The sequence below is a fragment of the Labrys wisconsinensis genome (assembly GCF_030814995.1).
In the GTDB taxonomy this organism is placed as follows: Bacteria; Pseudomonadota; Alphaproteobacteria; order Rhizobiales; family Labraceae; genus Labrys; species Labrys wisconsinensis.
In genome coordinates this window covers 15,028-31,974 of sequence record NZ_JAUSVX010000022.1, presented here as the reverse complement: position 1 = coordinate 31,974, position 16,947 = coordinate 15,028, and the positions used below count along the sequence as shown (strand labels likewise).

At 66.0% G+C, this 16,947-nt stretch carries 16 protein-coding genes and 1 riboswitch; of the genes, 8 read left to right on the top strand and 8 right to left on the bottom strand.

Annotation, left to right across the window (positions count from 1 at the left end):
• Window positions 1-9: 9 nt before the first annotated feature.
• Window positions 10-582: a histidine phosphatase family protein gene (locus QO011_RS36765; RefSeq protein WP_307283826.1), complete on the bottom strand. Its 573-nt coding sequence runs from the start codon at window positions 580-582 to the stop codon at window positions 10-12.
• Between the two features lie 249 nt (window positions 583-831).
• Here QO011_RS36765 and QO011_RS36760 point away from each other — a divergent pair, with 249 nt between their 5' ends.
• From QO011_RS36760 to QO011_RS36730, 7 genes are all read left to right on the top strand, one after another.
• A complete protein-coding gene (locus QO011_RS36760; protein WP_307283824.1) occupies window positions 832-1,041 on the top strand; it encodes a CbtB domain-containing protein in 210 nt (69 codons plus the stop codon).
• Between the two features lie 11 nt (window positions 1,042-1,052).
• Window positions 1,053-1,796 (top strand): CbtA family protein, encoded by a 744-nt coding sequence (locus tag QO011_RS36755; RefSeq protein ID WP_307283820.1) that lies wholly within the window; start codon window positions 1,053-1,055, stop codon window positions 1,794-1,796.
• Window positions 1,797-1,890: 94 nt separating this feature from the next.
• Window positions 1,891-2,466: a hypothetical protein gene (locus QO011_RS36750; RefSeq protein WP_307283818.1), complete on the top strand. Its 576-nt coding sequence runs from the start codon at window positions 1,891-1,893 to the stop codon at window positions 2,464-2,466.
• A 22-nt stretch (window positions 2,467-2,488) separates the two neighbouring features.
• Entirely contained in the window at window positions 2,489-3,274 is a 786-nt protein-coding gene (locus QO011_RS36745) for an ABC transporter substrate-binding protein (protein ID WP_307283815.1), read from the top strand.
• A 274-nt stretch (window positions 3,275-3,548) separates the two neighbouring features.
• Window positions 3,549-4,913 (top strand): LLM class flavin-dependent oxidoreductase, encoded by a 1,365-nt coding sequence (locus QO011_RS36740; protein WP_307283812.1) that lies wholly within the window; start codon window positions 3,549-3,551, stop codon window positions 4,911-4,913.
• A 20-nt stretch (window positions 4,914-4,933) separates the two neighbouring features.
• Entirely contained in the window at window positions 4,934-5,932 is a 999-nt protein-coding gene (locus tag QO011_RS36735) for a flavin reductase (RefSeq protein ID WP_307283811.1), read from the top strand.
• Window positions 5,933-5,945: 13 nt separating this feature from the next.
• The gene (locus QO011_RS36730; RefSeq protein ID WP_307283809.1) at window positions 5,946-7,550 is read left to right on the top strand and encodes a GMC family oxidoreductase; all 1,605 of its coding nucleotides are present in this window, start codon (window positions 5,946-5,948) and stop codon (window positions 7,548-7,550) included.
• Window positions 7,551-7,591: 41 nt separating this feature from the next.
• Here QO011_RS36730 and QO011_RS36725 read toward each other — a convergent pair whose 3' ends face one another.
• From QO011_RS36725 to QO011_RS36710, 4 genes are all read right to left on the bottom strand, one after another.
• Window positions 7,592-9,022, bottom strand: a complete 1,431-nt coding sequence (locus QO011_RS36725) for an aldehyde dehydrogenase family protein (protein ID WP_307283807.1) — start codon at window positions 9,020-9,022, stop codon at window positions 7,592-7,594.
• Window positions 9,019-10,110 carry a quaternary amine ABC transporter ATP-binding protein gene (locus tag QO011_RS36720; RefSeq protein ID WP_307283802.1) on the bottom strand — a complete coding sequence of 364 codons (1,092 nt, stop codon included), beginning with the start codon at window positions 10,108-10,110 and terminating at the stop codon, window positions 9,019-9,021. Before QO011_RS36720 ends, QO011_RS36725 begins: the two co-directional genes overlap by 4 nt.
• The gene (locus tag QO011_RS36715; protein ID WP_307283800.1) at window positions 10,107-11,156 is read right to left on the bottom strand and encodes an ABC transporter permease; all 1,050 of its coding nucleotides are present in this window, start codon (window positions 11,154-11,156) and stop codon (window positions 10,107-10,109) included. Before QO011_RS36715 ends, QO011_RS36720 begins: the two co-directional genes overlap by 4 nt.
• 96 nt (window positions 11,157-11,252) lie before the next feature.
• Window positions 11,253-12,221, bottom strand: a complete 969-nt coding sequence (locus tag QO011_RS36710; RefSeq protein ID WP_307283797.1) for an ABC transporter substrate-binding protein — start codon at window positions 12,219-12,221, stop codon at window positions 11,253-11,255.
• 33 nt (window positions 12,222-12,254) lie between these two features.
• On the opposite strand from QO011_RS36710, the gene QO011_RS36705 reads away from it, so the two are divergent.
• A complete protein-coding gene (locus tag QO011_RS36705; RefSeq protein ID WP_307283793.1) occupies window positions 12,255-13,328 on the top strand; it encodes a LysR substrate-binding domain-containing protein in 1,074 nt (357 codons plus the stop codon).
• Between the two features lie 71 nt (window positions 13,329-13,399).
• Here the strand turns inward: QO011_RS36705 and QO011_RS36700 are convergent, their stop codons facing one another.
• The 3 genes from QO011_RS36700 to QO011_RS36690 form a co-directional block, all read right to left on the bottom strand.
• The gene (locus QO011_RS36700) at window positions 13,400-14,164 is read right to left on the bottom strand and encodes an ABC transporter ATP-binding protein (RefSeq protein ID WP_370882065.1); all 765 of its coding nucleotides are present in this window, start codon (window positions 14,162-14,164) and stop codon (window positions 13,400-13,402) included.
• Complete coding sequence (locus tag QO011_RS36695) at window positions 14,161-15,132, bottom strand: FecCD family ABC transporter permease (RefSeq protein ID WP_307284033.1); 972 nt, start codon at window positions 15,130-15,132, stop codon at window positions 14,161-14,163. The genes QO011_RS36700 and QO011_RS36695 overlap by 4 nt, the downstream gene beginning before the upstream one ends.
• Before the next feature lie 65 nt (window positions 15,133-15,197).
• Window positions 15,198-16,241, bottom strand: coding sequence for an ABC transporter substrate-binding protein (locus QO011_RS36690; protein ID WP_370882064.1), 1,044 nt, complete (start codon window positions 16,239-16,241; stop codon window positions 15,198-15,200).
• Between the two features lie 240 nt (window positions 16,242-16,481).
• Window positions 16,482-16,709: riboswitch (cobalamin riboswitch) on the bottom strand.
• Between the last annotated feature and the right edge of the window lie 238 nt (window positions 16,710-16,947).

Below are 16,947 nucleotides of genomic sequence, written 5' to 3'. Positions count from 1 at the left end.
GGCCGTCCCTCAGCGCCAGTCCGTCGGGCTCGTCGCGCGCCAGGTCCAGCGGGCTGCGTCGAAGCGCAGGTCCGTCAGGCTCAAGGGGCCGACGTCGAGGTGCCAGAACGCGGCCGCCGGCGCGCCGACGGCGAAGAGGATGGCGGCGCGGATCACCGCCGCGTGGGTGACGGCGACGACATGGCCGCTCGCCCTGCCCTGCCCGTCGAGCCAGGCCGCCGCGCGCCGCATCACGGCGGCGAGCGATTCGCCGCCGTGCGGGGCGGCCTCCGGGTCGGTGCGCCAGGCGAGGAGCCCCTCGGGGTCCTCGGCCTGGATCTCGCCGATCCCCCGGCCGTTCCAGCGCCCGTGGTCGCCATCGCGCAGCAGCGGATCCACGCTCGCCGCCAGCCCCAGCGCCTCGGCGGTCTGACGGGCCCGGAGCGCAGGGCTGACGAGGATTCGGTCGGCCCGGCGCAGGGCGCCCCGCAGCGCCGCGGCCCGCTCCATGGCGTGCGCCTCGAGCGGCTCGTCCAGCGGGAAGGCCGCCGCGCGGGTCGCGGCCGTGGCACCATGGCAGATCAGGCTGAAGCGGGCGGGCATGACGGCTCGGGCGGGAACGGCACGGTCTCCCCGACATATCAGCCCGACTGCCCCACAAACCACAACGATCGATTGACAAGCGCGGAACGGGGGTCATACGGTTCAAATCTATCGTCATGCGCGTGGAAGCCGGTGGGACTCCGGCACGGTCGCGCCACTGTGACCGGGAGGCATTGCCGCATCCCGGAAGTCAGACCCCGCCATGACCCTAGAGCCTGCCATAGGGACGCGTATCCCAAGGAGCATCGCATGTCAGACATCGCCCTCTCGCCCGGCGCCCGCCCGGTCCCGATTCCGGTCGCGGACCTCCTGCCCTGGGCGGTCTTCGCCGGGCTGATCCTCCTCCTGGCGATCTATTTCGTCGGCGCGGAGGAAGGCGCCACCTCCCTCATTTCCGGCATGTACGTGCACGAGTTCGTCCACGACGCCCGCCACCTCCTCGGCTTCCCCTGCCACTGAGGAGCGGCATCATGGTCGGCTCTCTCCTGCTGCGCGGCATGCTGGTCGGCATCGTCGCGGGTTTGCTGGCGTTCGGCGTCGGCAAGGTGTTCGGCGAGCCCATGGTGGATCGCGCCATCGCCTTCGAGGAACAGACGAGCGAGGCCAAGGGCGAGGCGCCCGAGCCCGAGCTCGTCAGCCGCCCGACACAGGCGGGCATCGGGCTGTTCACCGGCGTCATCGTCTACGGCGCCGCGATCGGCGGCCTGTTCGCGCTGGTCTTCGCCTTCGTCCACGGCCGGGTCGGCAGCTTCGGCGCCCGTTCGACCGCCGCGCTCCTGGCACTGGCCGGGTTCGTCTCGATCGTCCTGGTGCCGGACCTGAAATATCCGCCCAACCCGCCCGCGGTCGGAAACCCCGATACGATCGGCAGCCGCACCGGGCTGTTCTTCACGATGATCGTCATCTCCGTGGCCGCGCTGGTGATCGCGATCCGGCTGGCGCGCCGCCTCGCCGCCCGGCACGGCGGCTGGAATGCCGCGCTGATCGCCGCCGCCGCCTATGTCGCCATCGTCGTGGTGGGCCAATATGCGCTGCCGGGGATCAACGAGGTTCCCGAGCAGTTCTCCGCCGTGGTGCTCTGGCAGTTCCGCGTCGCCTCGCTCGGCATCCACGTCGTGCTGTGGGGCACCATCGGCCTGCTGTTCGGCGCGCTGACGGAGCGGGCACTGGCGCGGGACCGGGGCTATCCGGCGCGCCTCGTGCCCTCGCGCTGACGGCGGCCGCACACCGGACGGTCGCGCAAGCCGCCGCCCGGGTGTAGGATCGCCGGCAGGGCTCGCGACGCGGGCCAGCGAGGAGAATCGGCCGATGCGCTGGGATGGTGCTCCAAGGCAGGTCGCGGCGCCCAGCGTCGCCGCGACGGCCGGATGGATCGCGGCGGTGACGCTGGCCACCGCCGCCTTCAGCCTGGTGCTGGCCTGCGCCACGCCTTTCCCGGCGCTCGCCGCGCTGGCGGGCACGCGCATGGCGCCGCGGCCGGCGGCGGGCCTGGTGCTGGCGAGCTGGCTCGCCAACCAGGCGATCGGCTTCACCCTGCTCGGCTATCCCCTCACCGCGAACGCCTTCGGCTGGGGCGTGGCGATGGTGCTGGCGGCGCTTTTGGCGACGGCGGCCGCGCTCTGGACGCAGCGCCTGCCGGCCGCCACCTGGCTCGTGACGTCAGCAGCCTTCGCCCTCGCCTTCGTGCTCTACGAGGCCGCGCTCCTCGCCGCCACGGTGCCCCTCGCCTCCGGCCCGGAGGCCTTCTCGGCTCCGGTGGTGGCGTGGGTGCTCTGGATCAATCTCGTCGCCCTGACCGGCCTCCTGGCGCTGCATCGCCTCGCCACCATGGCAGGCTTGCGGATCGACCGGGAGCGGCCGGCTCTCGCAGGGGCCGGCGCCTGACGGCGACCGCGCCGGAGCGTCCATGCGCCACTTCCCGCCGCAGCGCATCGTCTGCCTGACGGAGGAGACGGTCGAGACGCTCTATCTCCTCGGCGAGGAAGCGCGCATCGTCGGCGTGTCCGGCTATGCCGTCCGTCCTGCCCGGGTGCGGCGGGAGAAGCCGCGGGTCTCGGCCTTCACCTCCGCCGACATCCCGAAGATCCTGGCGCTGGAGCCGGACCTCGTCCTCGCCTTCTCCGACCTGCAGGCGGCCATCGTCATCGACCTCGTCCGCGCCGGCGTCGCGGTGCACGCCTTCAACCAGCGCGACGTCGCCGGCATCCTGGCGATGATCCGCACCCTCGGCGCGCTCACCGGCGTCGCTGACAAGGCCGAGCGCCTGGCCGCGGACCACGAGGCCCGGCTCGCCGCCGTCGCGGCGGCGCGCCGCGGGCGGGCGCGGCCGCGCGTCTATTTCGAGGAATGGGACGAGCCGCTGATCAGCGGCATCGGCTGGGTGTCCGAGCTGATCGCCGTCGCCGGCGGCGAGGACGTGTTCGCCGCGCTGGCGCGGGCGCCGGCTGCGCGCGAGCGCATCGTCGCGCCCGAGGCGGTGGTCGCCGCCGCGCCCGACATCATCCTCGCCTCCTGGTGCGGCCGCAAGGTCGTGCCGGAACGGATCCGCGCCCGCCCGGGCTGGAGCGGCATCCCGGCGGTGCGGGAGGGGCGCATCGTCGAGATCAAGTCGCCGCTGATCCTGCAGCCCGGCCCCGCCGCCCTCACCGACGGGCTCGATGCGATCCTCGCCGCGCTGCACGGCCGGGCCTGAAGGGCTCCATCGATCGCCCCCCCACCCGGCAATCCCGGGGGCGGCTCCAGCCGGCGCCGGCGGATGCCTCACCCAGGTCGAGCATGGCCGATGTCCGCCAGCCCGACCGGCGATGAGATCATGCGGATACGCGTAAGCATGGCTTAACAGAACCAGCAGTTTTTTCGTCGTTTACAAGGTGAAACCGAAGTCAGATGTTGCTCGACAATACAGGCGGGAGGTGGAGCGCTGACTTGAAGAGCCACTCGCTGCCACAGCAACGAAGGGCCTCGATATGACCAAGAAAAAGATGAAGCTTGGCCTTTCCATTCGCTACATGGGTTATCACGTCGGCAGCTGGCGGCATCCCGACGTGCCGGCGGATGGAAGCTCGCTTTTCAGGTCGTTTCTCAACGTGGTCCACACCGCCGAAAAAGCAAAGCTCGACATGGTCTTCCTGGCCGACGGCATCGGCGTGCGCCTCGACGACAAGCCGAAAGGCTCGATGAGCCGATCGCGTCACAATGTCGAGCTCGAACCGCTGACCCTTTTGTCGGCTTTGGCGCCGCTCACGCACAATATCGGCCTCGTGGCGACGGCCTCCACGACGTATAACGAGCCTTATCACGTCGCCCGCAAATATGGATCCTTGGATCAGATCAGCGGCGGTAGAGCCGCCTGGAACGTCGTCACGTCATGGTCGGATCAGGAGGCTTGGAATTTCTCCATGTCCAGGCAGCTCGACTATGACACCCGGTACGAGCGCGCTCATGAATTCGTGGACGTGGTGACAGGACTGTGGGACAGCTGGGATGAGGATGCGTTCATTCTCGACAAGCAATCCGGCATCTTCTACGACGAGAAGAAGATGCATGTCCTGGGTCACGTCGGGAAGCATTTCTCCGTTCGTGGCCCGCTCAATGTTCGCCGCTCGCCGCAGGGTCGGCCGATCCTCGTGCAAGCGGGCGTGTCGGAGCAGGGCCAGCAGATCGCCGCCGACTATTGCGACATGGTCTTCATGGCAAAGAACGACCTCAAGTCTGCCCAGGATTATTACGCGTCCGTGAAGGACAGGCTCGAAGCGGTCGGCCGCAAGCGCGCCGACCTGCTGATGGTGCTCGGGCTGACGCCGATCGTCGGGCGCACGCGAGAAGAAGCGCAGGAAAAGTACGAACAGCTGGAGTCGCTGATCGACCCCGTCGTCGGGCTCTCGATGCTCTACCGCTCGTTCGGGGACCTCTCGCATCTCCCGCTCGACGGTCCCGTGCCCAAGCCCGACCTCGACAAGGTCGGCCTGAAGAGCAGCGCCCAGATGTACTACGACCTGGCCCAGAAACAGAACCTGACGATCCGCCAGCTCTACAAGAAAATCGGCATGGCCCAGGAACACAAGACGGTCGTGGGAACGGCCGCGGACGTCGTCGACGAAATGGAATCCTGGTTCGAGCAGGGAGCCGCCGACGGCTTCAACATCACGCCGACGCACCTGCCGCACGGTATCGACGACTTCGTCGCGCTGGTGCTTCCCGAGCTGCGAAAGCGCGGACGATTCCGCGAGGACTATGAAGGGCGCACCTTCCGCGAAAATCTGGGGCTTCCCGTTCCGCCGAGCCGCTACGACAGGGCGAGCAACTCCGCCGAAGCCCGCCTCGCCGGCTGACGTCCATCCAGGGTATCGACATGCACCCCAGCGCCGCCATCGACGCATCGTCTTCCCAGGCCGACATGCGCCTGCCACTCGAAGAAGGCGATCCGGCGGCCGACGGCCGGATGTTTCGCAGATGCCTCGGCCAGTACGGGACAGGCATCGCGATCATCACGACGGCGGTCGAAGACCGGCGTGCGGCGGTCACCGTCAACTCCTTCGCCTCGGTCTCCCTCGAGCCGCCGCTGGTCCTGTGGTCGATCGCCCATGCATCCCGGAGCCATTCGCTGTTCAGGACCAGCGGGCGCTTCGCGGTCAACATCCTGTCCTCCAGGCAGATGGAGGTCTCGCGGCATTTTTCGAGCAAGGTGGAGGACAAGTTCGCGGATGCAGCCTGGTCGTCGGGACCGTTCGGGTCTCCCCTGATCGCAGGATGCCTCGCCCATTTCGAATGCGAAACGCATGCGCAGGTGGAAGGCGGCGACCACACGATCCTGATCGGGCTGGTCAAGCGCGCCAGGCGTTTCGACGGAGAGCCGCTGCTCTTTTCGCAAGGTCACTACAGTGTCGCCGACTCCCACCCCGACGCTTCGCCCACGCCCGAGACCAGCGGCACGAAACTCGATACGACAGCCGAGGGCACGATCGTATCGCAGATTTTCGAGGCGCATAACCTGTTGTCGACGACGTTCGACGAACATCGCCGTGCCGAAGGCGTGCACCTGTCGGTGGCCCGGGTCCTGGCCTGCTTGTACGACAGGCCGGGCCTCAGGACCGATCAATTGGCCGCCGCCACCCTTCTCGGCCAGCGTGATACGGAAGACGCGATATCGGAATTGCTGGCACGGGGGCTCCTGGTCAGCTTCGAAAGCGGCTTCTCCCTGACCGATGCCGGCCGTCATCTCAGGGAGGCGGTGAGATCGCGCTGGGTCGCCTTCCAACATGCGCAGATCGCCGGCATCCCCGAAGCGGACCTCCGCAGCACGATCCGGACCCTATCGAAACTGATCGACAAGAATCGGATCGCGGACTGATGCAGGCAACGAGATGACGTGGGATTACATCGTCATTGGGGCGGGGTCGGCGGGCTGCGTGCTTGCGAACCGACTGAGCGCCGATCCCGCCACCAAGGTTCTCCTGCTCGAGGCCGGCGGCAGCGACAAGACATTCAATATCCTGATGCCTGCGCTGGCGTTCAAGGCGATGGCCGACAAGCGGACAAACTGGAAGTTCATGTCCGAGCCTGACCCGACACGCAACGACCGCCGCGACATGGTCCCCAGAGGCAAGGTGCTCGGGGGTTCGAGCTCGATCAACGCCATGTTCTACGTGCGCGGCAATCGTGGAGACTATGACCACTGGGCGCAGCTCGGCAATCGCGGCTGGTCCTATGACGAAATCCTGCCCTTCTTCCGGAAAGTCGAGGGAAACCGGGACGGCGTGACCGACATCTACGGCAGGGATGGCGCGGTCGTCGTCAGCGAGGTCAGGAAGCCGCCGAAGCTCGCCTATGTCTACCTCGAAGCGATGCAGGAGCTGGGGTACCCTCACAATCCCGCCTACAACGCCGAGCCCACGGAGGGCGCTGCGATCATCCATGTGACCCAGCACATGGGAACCCGCTTCAGCGCCGCCCGCGGCTATCTCGACCCGATCAAGGGCCGATCGAATCTGAAGATCGTCACGGGCGCGATGGTCCGCCGGATCCTGTTCGAAGGCCGCAGGGCTTCGGGGGTGGAGCTCGAAATGGACGGGACCGTTCGGACGGAATCCTGTGCCGGAGAGGTCGTTCTGTCCGCGAGCGCGATCAATTCCCCGAAGCTCCTGATGCTGTCAGGGATCGGCGCGCAGGAGCGGCTGCGCGAGCACGGCATCGCGGTCCTGCATCACAGTCCGGGGGTCGGCCGAAATCTCCAGGAGCACCCCAGCACCCAGGTGAAGGCCACCGTCAACGTCAAGACGGCGAACCAGGAGTTCAACCTCCTCGGCAAGTTGAAGTACGGCCTGCAATTCATCTTCGATCGGTCGGGCTACGCCACGTACACCTATACCGGCGTCGGCCTCGTCAGGACGCGGCCTCATCTCGAGTATCCCGACATCCAATACCATTTCGGCGCATTCTCGGCGAACTACACCCATGACGGCATCGAGATGCAGAAGGAAGCCGCCGTCAATCTGCAGCCCAACGTCAACAACTCCCGCAGCAGAGGCTATCTGGAGCTTCGCTCGGCAGACCCGAAAGAGCCGCCGAAGATCCAGCTGAACCTCCTGAGCGATCCCTACGACGTTGAAACGTTGATGGCCGGAGGACGGATCGCGCGCGCGGCCTTCAAGACCCGGGCCTTCGCGCCCTATGTCACGGGCGAATGCAAACCCGGCAGGGATGTCCAGACGGACGATGAATGGACCGCCTACATGCGTGAGAACGCAAGCGGCAGCTATCATCCGTGCGGGACCTGCAAGATGGGCATCGACCCGGACGCCGTCGTGACCCCCGACCTCAAGGTGATCGGCGTCGAAGGCCTCCGTGTCGTGGATTCGTCGATCATCCCGCAAATACCGAGCTGCAACCTCAACGCCATCAGCATGGCCATCGGCGAGAAAGGAGCCGAAATGGTGCTGCGGGCGCGAAGGCCGGACGGCAAATCCTAGGCCCGCTCCCCCGACAATGAGGGCTTGCGTCGTGCCCCCTCTCAGCCTTCGTGCAGCCCACCGACGGCCTTGATCTCGAGAAAGGCTTCGAAGCCGTATTCCCCGCATTCGCGTCCGTTGCCGGACTGCTTGAATCCTCCAAACGGAGCGGAGGCATCCCAAGCCGGGTGGTTGATCATGACCTGCCCCACGCGAAGTCGGGAGGCCGCCTCCTTCGCGAGGACGAGATCCCTGCATTGGAGATAGGCCGCCAGACCATAGGGCGTATCGTTCGCGATCCTTATGGCTTCCTCCAGGCCGTCATAGGGGATCAGGCTGACGACAGGCCCGAAAATCTCCTCCCGCGCCACGCCCATGGTCGGCGTGACGTTCGCCAGGACGGTCGGCCGCACGAAAAAGCCGCGGTTCAGCGACGATGGCCTGCCGGAGCCGCCCGTGACCAGGGTCGCCCCCTCGCGCACCGCCTCGTCGATCATGGCATTGACGCGCTCGAACTGCCGGTCGTTCATGACCGGCCCCAACGTGGTGGCCTCGTCATTGACGTCGCCGACGACGACCGTTTCCGCCGCTCGCTTTGCAACAACCACCGCCTCGTCGTGAAGCTGTCGCGGAACGAGCATGCGAGTGGGAGCCGTGCAGGACTGTCCTCCGTTTCGGTAGGCCCCCAGAACACCCTTCGTGACGGCCGTCTCGATATCGACGTCGGGCGCGAGGATGTTTGCCGAATTGCCACCGAGCTCCTGATGAACACGTTTGACGGTGTCCGCGGCAGCCTTGGCGATCGCAACGCCCGCCCTGGTCGAGCCCGTGAACGAAACCATGTCGATGTCGGGATGCGACGACATCGCTTCTCCAACGGTCGGCCCGTCGCCATTGACCAGATTGAAGACCCCGGCGGGAACGCCGGCGTCATGCAGGACCTCGGCAAACAGCATCGGACTGATCGGCGCATACTCGCTCGGCTTCAGCACGATCGTGCAACCGGTCGCCAGGGCGGGGATGACCTTGGTCACGATCTGAAGCACCGGAAAGTTCCATGGCGTGATCAGCCCGCAGACGCCGACCGGCTCCATCATCAGGACGGTGCGTTGGGATCGGCGCTCGAACGCGTAATGTTCGAGGATCCGGATCGTGTCGGCGATATGGGCTCTCGACCCGGCGATTTGAGCGTTCCGGGCAAAGGAAATGGGCGCGCCCATCTCCAGTGTCGTCAGCTGCGCGAAGGCTTCGGCGCGCTGGTCGAAGAGGTCCAGGATGCGACGCAGCATGGACAGGCGGTCTTCGCGGGTCGATCGGCTATAGGATTGGAAGGCCTTCCGGGCAGCGGCCGTGGCCAGATCCACATCCCGAGCCGTTCCCATGGCGATCGTACCGACCGGTTCCTCGGTGACCGGGCTGATGACCTTTCGTGTCGTCCGGCCTGCGGCGAGGACGAACCGACCGTCGATGTAGAAGTGGTCCAAGTGCTTCAAGATGCGCGCTCCTCTCGGACTGGCGCGCTCTGCGCGTCGGCCGTCAGCGGTCTCTGCCCGGAATTTGGCGGCACCAGCGCCCTGAAGACATCCTGCATCCTGACGGTCCCGGCCGGTGCGCCGTGCCTCAGAACGACGAACGACCGTGTCGCATCCCCCTCCGCACGGGCGATCAGGCTTTCCAGGTTGTCGTCGACATCGACGTTGCCCGACGTTCTGAGCTCGACGATGACGCCCGGCACCATCACCGACTCCGCTCGAAGCACTCTGGCTCTGTTGATGTCGTTGACGAATCTCCGGATGTAGGCATCGGCCGGATTGAGGATGATCTCCTGCGGGGCACCCTGCTGCACGACGATGCCGTCTTTCAGGATCACCAGATGGTCGGCAATCCTGAGCGACTCGTCGAGATCATGGGTGATGAACACGATGGTCTTCTCGAGGTCCTTCTGCAGGTCCAGGAGGAGATTCTGCATGTCGGTGCGGATGAGAGGATCGAGCGCGGAAAAGGCTTCGTCCATCAACATCACGTCCGAGTTGGAGGCCAGAGCCCTCGCGATGCCGACGCGTTGCTGCATGCCGCCGGAAAGCTGATGCGGATAATGCTTCTCGAAGCCCTTCAACCCGAGCCGGTCGAGCCAGGTCAGGGCGTTCTTCCCGGCGTCCGTCCCTTTGTCGCCTCGCACCCGCTGCGCCAATTCGACGTTCTCGTGCACCCGCATGTGCGGCATGAGCGCGAAGTTCTGGAACACCATGGACATGCGGAAGCGGCGAAGCTCCCGCAGCCTCGCCCCGGCGTAGCCGACGACATTCGCACCATCGAGGAGAATCTCCCCGGCCGTCGGCTTGATCAGCCCGTTGAGGTGCCGGATCAGAGTGCTCTTTCCCGAGCCGGAAAGCCCCATGATCACGGTGATATCGCCGCGATGCATGTCGATATTGATGTCCTGAAGGCCGATGACGTGGCTGTGCTGCGCAAGAAGCTCGGCCTTCCCCATCCCGCCCCTGACCTTGGCAAGCATCGCCGGGGGATTTGCGCCGAAGATCTTGTAGAGGTTCCGGACGGAGATTTTGGGTTGCTCCCTCAATGAGCTCTCCCTCTCGGCTGCAGGGTGGTGTTGACCCTCGCCATGGACGCCTTGGTCACGCGATCGAAGATGATCGCGAGCATCACGATCCCGAAGCCTGCGACCAGGCCGACACCCAGTTCGAGGTTGTTGATGCCGCGCAGCACGAGCACGCCGAGGCCCGGCGCGGACACGAGTGAGGCGATGACCACCATGGAGAGCGCCATCATGATTGTCTGATTGACGCCTGCCATGATGCTCGGCAGCGCCAGCGGCATCTCGACTTTGAACAGCTTCTGCCACCCGTTCATGCCGAACGCGTCGGCAGCCTCGCCGACGCTGCCGTCGACCATCTGAATGCCCAGGTTGGTCAGCCGGATCACCGGAACCACCGCGTAGAGGATGATCGCAATGCCGTAGAGCTTCGACTCGGTGACCGGGAACAGGAAGATCAGCGGTATCAGGTATACGAACGAAGGCAGCGTCTGCAGCATGTCCAAGAGCGGGATCAGCAGCTTCTCCATGCGCTTGCTCTTGGACATCAGAATGCCGATGGGAATGCCCACCAGAATGCAGATGAACGTGCAGGAGAAGACGATCACCATCGTCTGCAGCGCCTGGTGCAGATGATCGATGAAGCCGAAAAGGGCCAGGGTAACGGCGACGAAGGCCAGGATGCTCCAGGACCGCGAGGCGAAATAGACGACGAGGAGCAGGGCGACCACCAGAACCCACCACGGAACGACGTCGACGACCCGCAAGGAGAAGTCGAGGAGCCAGGACAGGGGCTGCGTCACCGGATCCAGCACCGACTTCAGGGCCGCCCGGACGGAGAGAAATCCGTTCTCTATGCCCGAGGTCAGCTCGCGCGTGCGCGGCATCGCGCTGCAGGCATCATGCAAGGCATCGAGCGAAGGAAAAGGAGCGTTGACGATCGATTGGTCGCCCGCCTTGGCCTCGGAGCTCTTCTTGAGGAGCTCGGCCATGCTGATCGGACCTTTCGTCGCGGACGCGTTGCACCAATCGCGCAGCCCGAGCCAGTCGAAGAGGCCATCGTAGAATGCCATGGGTGCCTACCGTCGATCGGGCGCCGAACCAACGACGCACAAGACCGGAAAGATTGACCGGGTCCGCAGGTTCACGATCCCCGCGGACCCGGCACCCTACTTGATGATCGAGGCCAGCTTCGCCTTGGCTTCGTCGGAAAGCCAGTTCGGCCAGACATCCTTATAGGTCGTCAGGAAATGCACCGCGGTCTCTTCCGCAGTGCCCTTGTTGTCGTCCTGCCAAGCGAGCAGCTTGCTCATCACCTCGTTGGAAAATCTTACTTTGCTCATGAGAGCAACGAGTTCCGGATTCTTGTCGTAGAACGGCTTGGACATCGTCGTGAGGACTGTCGCCTTGGGCCAGCCTGTCTTGCCGGGCGTTGCACAATCCGCCGTTGCATTGCACTTCGCCTTGGCGACATCGACAGGCCCCATGTCGACGGCGACCATTTTATACTTTCCGAGCACGCTCGTGGGAGCCCAGTAATAACCGAACCACGGTTGCTTGCTGCTGTAAGCCGACGCGATCGACGCCGCCAGCGTTTCGAGTGAACCGTGATTGAAGATCTCGACGCCGTTCTTTTCGAGCTCGAAGGCCTTGATCAGGTTGTCGTTCGAGGTGCGGCAGCCGGTGCCGACGGGGCAATTGTTGAAGCGACCGACCAGCTTCGGATTCTTCAATATCCCGTCGATCGTCTTCAGCTCGGGATGTGCTTCGGCCAGATAATCAGGTATCCACCAGCCGTCCTCTCCGCCGTCGGAGAGCACGTCGGCGACCTTGACGATCTTCCCTTCCTTTTCCAGCTTGTAGTAGATGTCGGCCACGCCGGGCCAGACTTCGGTCAGAATATCGGGCTGCCCTGTTTCGGCCAACGAGGTCAAAGCGGGAACCGTGGAGGTCGGGACCTTCTTGACCGTGCAGCCATAGCCCTGCTCCATGAGAAAGCTCGAGACCGCCGTGATGACGGCGGCCGATGCCCAGTTCATTTCGGTAATGGTGACGGTGCCGCACGCCGCGTTGGCCGGCGATGCGCTTGCCAGCAAGCTCGCGCCGATGAACCCCAATGCCGCAAACATCGATTTCATGTCTCGTTCCCCTGTGGCTTTTCGCCGACGACCATGCCGGTGCGTGTCGAACGCGATCCGCCAGGTGGCCATCTCGCTTTTGTGCTGACCAGCCGGGAGCCTACGGGGGCGGCCAGAGATAACAAGTTGCAAAATACCTACGGCATGCGTAACCTCAGCTTTATGCAAAAGCTGCGGTACAAGCTTCCGCCCCCCAACCTTCTTATCACCTTCGAGGCTGCTGGGCGTCATCTGAGCTTTACCAAGGCGGCGACGGAGCTCAACGTCTCGCGCGTCGCCGTCAGCCAGCAGATGCGGGCGCTGGAACGGTTCTTGGGCGTCCCTCTCTTCCAGCGGATGCAGCGAGCCGTGAAGCTGACGAGGACGGGTGAGCGATATCACTTCGCCATCTCCGACGCGCTCGAACGGGCATTGCGCGCGACGAGCGAGATCAGCAGGCACTCGGAGAGCAACATCGTCAACGTCGGCACGACGCCGGGATTCATGACCTATTGGCTCTCGCCGAGATTGGGCGAGTTCCGGTCGATCCATCCCGATATCGAGCTTCGATTCATCGTCTCGGACAGCAATCTCGGCTTCGAAGACAATATCGACGTGGCGATACGGTATGGAGCCCCGCCATTCGAAGATGCGGAGGCGACGTTTCTGGTCAGGCAAGCCATCAGCCCCACCTGTGCGAGCACCTTTCTGCCATCGGGAGCAACGCTCGCGCCGACGGAGCTACTGAACTATCCGCTGATCCACTTGGAGGGTCCATACGACGAGCACACGCGCTGGCCGACGTGGTTCCGCATTCATGGATTGGACATGGGCCGGGCAAAGGCTGGGATAACCGTCAATTCATACACCAATCTTGTCCAGGCTGCGCTCGATGGCCAAGGCTTTGCTTTGATCGGGCCCCCGTTGATCGAGAAATTCCTGTCGAACGAGGCGCTGATTCAACCGGTCGATGCTCGGCCGGTGGTACGACACGCTTTCCATCTTCTCTCTCCGCGAGCCTCGATCCCGACATCGGCGGTTCAGGCTTTTGCCGATTGGGTGAAGGCCGCTTTCCCGACGGACGAAGATGGCCATGAAGGCCATGTCCGGGGCGTCGAGCTCGGCTGACCGCAGGTCGCGACGCGCTCAGCGTCGGATGCATAACGTGGGCGGCCGGCTCGCCACGGTCTGCGACCGTCTCAGTCGACCAGGAACTGCACATGCAGGCGGCCGTGATGCGGCGAGCGCTCGACGCAGGCCTTGACGCCGAAGACCTCGCGGATCATCGCCGCCGTCAGCACCGCGTCCGGCGGGCCGGCCGAGACCACCCGCCCCTCCCGCAGCACGGCGATCTCATCGCAGAACATCGCGGCGAGGTTGAGGTCGTGCAGGGCGACGATCGAGGTCACCGGCAGGCGGCGCACCAGGGCGAGGATCTCGAGCTGGTGCTGGACGTCGAGATGGTTGGTCGGCTCGTCCAGGAGGAGCTCGCTCGGCGTCTGCGCCAGGGCCCGGGCGATGTGCACGCGCTGGCGCTCGCCGCCGGAGAGCGTGTGCCAGGACTGGTCGCGGCGCCCGGCCATGCCGACATGGCGCAGCGCCGCCTCGACCGCCTCGCCGTCGCGCTCCGTCCAGGGCGAGAGCGCCCCGCGATGCGGCGTGCGGCCGAGACGCACGACGTCGAGCACCGTGATCTCGGCCTCGGTGGTCGCCTGCTGCTCCACCAGCGCGATGCGGCGGGCGATCACCTGGCGCGCCATCCCGGCCATGTCGGCTCCGTCGAGCCGGATCACGCCGCCCGCCACGCGGCGCAGGCGGCAGATCAGACGCAGCAGGCTCGACTTGCCCGAGCCGTTCGGGCCGATGAGGCCGAGCATCCGGCCGGGCACGGCATCGAGCGTGACGCCGTCGACGATCATCTTCCCCGCCGTGCCCCAGCGCACCTCCCTGGCCGTGATCGTCACAGCGGCCGCCGCGCCCGATAGAGGATGACCGCGAAGGCCGGCGCGCCGAACAGCGCGGTCACGACGCCGATCGGCAGGATCTGCTGCGGGATGATGATGCGGGAGACGATGTCGGCCAGCACCATGAAGACCGCGCCGATCATCAGCGAGGCCGGCAGCAGCCTGGCATGGCCGGGGCCGACGAGGAAGCGGGCGGCATGGGGGATGACCAGCCCGACGAAGCCGATCGAGCCGACGATGCTGACCATGGTCGCGGTCATGGCCGCGGTGAGGCCGAACAGCACGACGCGGACGCGGTTGACGGGGATGCCGAGCGCGGCGGCCGCGTCGACGCCGAAGGTGAAGGCGTCCAGCGCCCGGGCATGGAGGATGCAGGCGGCGAAGCCGAGGAGAGCGACGGGCGCGGCGATGTAGACGTCGGGCCAGCGCACGCCGCCGAGATTGCCGAGCAGCCAGAACATCACGCCCCGCGCCTGCTCGGCATTGGCCGAGGTGGTGACGATGGTGGAGGTCAGGGCGTTGAAGAGCTGGGAGCCGGCGACCCCGGCGAGGATGATGCGGTCCGCCCCGCCGCCGACCCCCGCGGCCAGGACGCTGACCAGGATGAAGGCGAGGACGGCGCCGATGAAGGCGCCGCCCGACAGCGTCAGCACCCCGCCGCCGAGGCCGGCGATCGTCACCGCGACCGCGCCGGTGGAGGCGCCGGCGGAGATGCCGAGCACATAGGGCTCGGCCAGGGGATTGCGCAGCAGGGCCTGCAGGATCGCTCCCGACAGCGCCAGCGCCCCGCCGCAGCAGGCGGCGACCACGGCGCGGCTCAGCCGATAGTCCCAGATCACGCCCTCCTGGATGCGGCTGATGGCGAAGTCCGTGCCGAGGAGGCCGTTGCTGACGGCCTTGAAGGTGGTTCCGAGCGGGATCTCCATCTCGCCGATCGACACGGCGAAGCCCATGGCGAGGACCAGCATCGCCACGGACAGGGCGGCGAGCACGGCCCGCAAGCCCCAGCCGCCGTGGAGGAAGGGATGGCGGATCAATCGGCGAGCCCGGCGCTCTTGATGCCCTTGGCCAGCGCCTCGATGCCGTCGATGGTGCGGATCGTCGGATTCATCGCCTGGGCGTCCATCATCACGAAGCGCCGGTTGCGCACGGCGTCGAGCTTGCTGGTGACGGGGTCGGTCTCCAGGAACTTCGCCTTCACCGCCGGATCGTCGGCGGCGTAGCGGCGGCGGTCCATCTGCGCAATGACGATCACCGCCGGGTTGGTCGCGACGATGCTCTCCCAGCTCGCCAGCGGCCACTCCTCGTCAGTGGTGATGACGTTCCTGGCGCCGAGGGTCTTCAGGATATAGGCGGGCGCCCCGTTCTTGCCGGCGACGAAGGCATCGCCCTGCACCTCCTTGCTGGAGAACCAGAACACCACCGGCACGTCCTTGGCCTTCACGTCGGCGACCTCGGCGATCGCCTCGGCCTCGCGCCGGCTGAGGTCCGCGATCAGCGCTTCGCCCCGCTGGTTCACGTCGAAGATCTCGGCGAGCTCGCGGATCTCCTGATAGACCAGGTCCATCGTGAACATCTGCTTGCGGACGCCGTCGCCGCCGCCGGAATTGTCCTTCTCGACGCAGTCGGAGGGCGAGATGTAGGTCGGGATCTTCAGCGCCGAGAACTGGTCGCGCTTGCCCACCGCCCCGTTCGGCCCGACGTCCCACTCGAACTGCACCGTCACCAGGTCCGGCTCCTGGCCGACGACGGATTCGAAGCTCGGGCTGTTGTCCGCCAGGCGCTTGATCCGGGCATTCTCGGCCTCGTGCCCCTTGAGGACCGGGCCGACCCAGACCGCCGTGCCGACGATCTTGTCGGCGAGGCCGAGGGACAGCAGGATCTCGGTGCTGCTCTGGCCGATCGAAACGGCCCGGCCCGGCGCCTTGTCGAAGGTGACGTCCGCGCCGCAATTGCGGATGGTCAGGGGATAATGGGTCGCTTCGGCGGCCGGCGCCGGGCCGGGCGCGAGCCAGGCGAGGCCGGCGATGAGGACCGGCGCGAGCCGGCGCGACAGGGCATGGACTGGATTGGGCATTCTGTCCTCGATCTCAAGGGAAAAGGGCCCTCCGCCCTGCAACGGCCTGACGCCGTCGCGCAGACGGCTCGGCCGGGTCGGCGGGAACGGATGCTGGCGAACGGCCGCGGGCAGCGCCGCGCGGAGCCGTGTCAGGCCGTCGATCGATGGCAGGTGTGCTGCGCCGGAGAATGGCTGCCCGGCGTGCGCAGACATGGCTGCGTCATGATGGCTCCTGACCCGGACAACCCCGCCCGGAAAACGGATTCAATCGCGACGGCAGGTCTCCTGGCTCGCGGATCCTGGCCTTGCATCTGCCTTCCCACCCGCCCGGCTGGTCCGGGATGGCAGTGGCATGGCACCCCGAGGGGGCGTCACGAGGATGCTCGGCGATCCGCTGACAGTTGCGGGGGCAGCCACGGATTCGGCTTTGGGCCTCACCGTGTTCCCTTTTGATCCCCGAAGGGAACCGTCGACGGCAGATGTAGCAAGGGCGCGCACGGGCGGTCAATCGCGGCGAGGCCGCATGGACGCCCGGCTTGTGGCATGGGTCATTCCGGCGGCATGGCTCGTCCCGCGCTCTGCATCGTCGAGTGAATTGTTATAATATAACATTTCATGACGCAAGCGATATCGAGGTCCTCCACCATGGCTTGCCGAACAGGCGGAGACGGCAAGGCCGGCACCCGGCCAAACAAAAACCCCGCGGGCTCGCGCCGACGGGGTT

What these genes read in the sequence shown, in the direction of transcription:
- QO011_RS36745 (WP_307283815.1), top strand. Translation starts at nt 2,489, where the DNA reads ATGCGCCACTTCCCGCCGCAGCGCATCGTCTGCCTGACGGAGGAGACG.
- QO011_RS36705 (WP_307283793.1), top strand. Translation starts at nt 12,255, where the DNA reads ATGCCGGTGCGTGTCGAACGCGATCCGCCAGGTGGCCATCTCGCTTTT.
- QO011_RS36690 (WP_370882064.1), bottom strand. Translation starts at nt 16,241, where the DNA reads ATGCCCAATCCAGTCCATGCCCTGTCGCGCCGGCTCGCGCCGGTCCTC.
- QO011_RS36750 (WP_307283818.1), top strand. Translation starts at nt 1,891, where the DNA reads ATGCGCTGGGATGGTGCTCCAAGGCAGGTCGCGGCGCCCAGCGTCGCC.
- QO011_RS36715 (WP_307283800.1), bottom strand. Translation starts at nt 11,156, where the DNA reads ATGGCATTCTACGATGGCCTCTTCGACTGGCTCGGGCTGCGCGATTGG.
- QO011_RS36730 (WP_307283809.1), top strand. Translation starts at nt 5,946, where the DNA reads ATGACGTGGGATTACATCGTCATTGGGGCGGGGTCGGCGGGCTGCGTG.
- QO011_RS36740 (WP_307283812.1), top strand. Translation starts at nt 3,549, where the DNA reads ATGACCAAGAAAAAGATGAAGCTTGGCCTTTCCATTCGCTACATGGGT.
- QO011_RS36765 (WP_307283826.1), bottom strand. Translation starts at nt 582, where the DNA reads ATGCCCGCCCGCTTCAGCCTGATCTGCCATGGTGCCACGGCCGCGACC.
- QO011_RS36695 (WP_307284033.1), bottom strand. Translation starts at nt 15,132, where the DNA reads ATGCTGGTCCTCGCCATGGGCTTCGCCGTGTCGATCGGCGAGATGGAG.
- QO011_RS36755 (WP_307283820.1), top strand. Translation starts at nt 1,053, where the DNA reads ATGGTCGGCTCTCTCCTGCTGCGCGGCATGCTGGTCGGCATCGTCGCG.
- QO011_RS36735 (WP_307283811.1), top strand. Translation starts at nt 4,934, where the DNA reads ATGCACCCCAGCGCCGCCATCGACGCATCGTCTTCCCAGGCCGACATG.
- QO011_RS36710 (WP_307283797.1), bottom strand. Translation starts at nt 12,221, where the DNA reads ATGAAATCGATGTTTGCGGCATTGGGGTTCATCGGCGCGAGCTTGCTG.
- QO011_RS36760 (WP_307283824.1), top strand. Translation starts at nt 832, where the DNA reads ATGTCAGACATCGCCCTCTCGCCCGGCGCCCGCCCGGTCCCGATTCCG.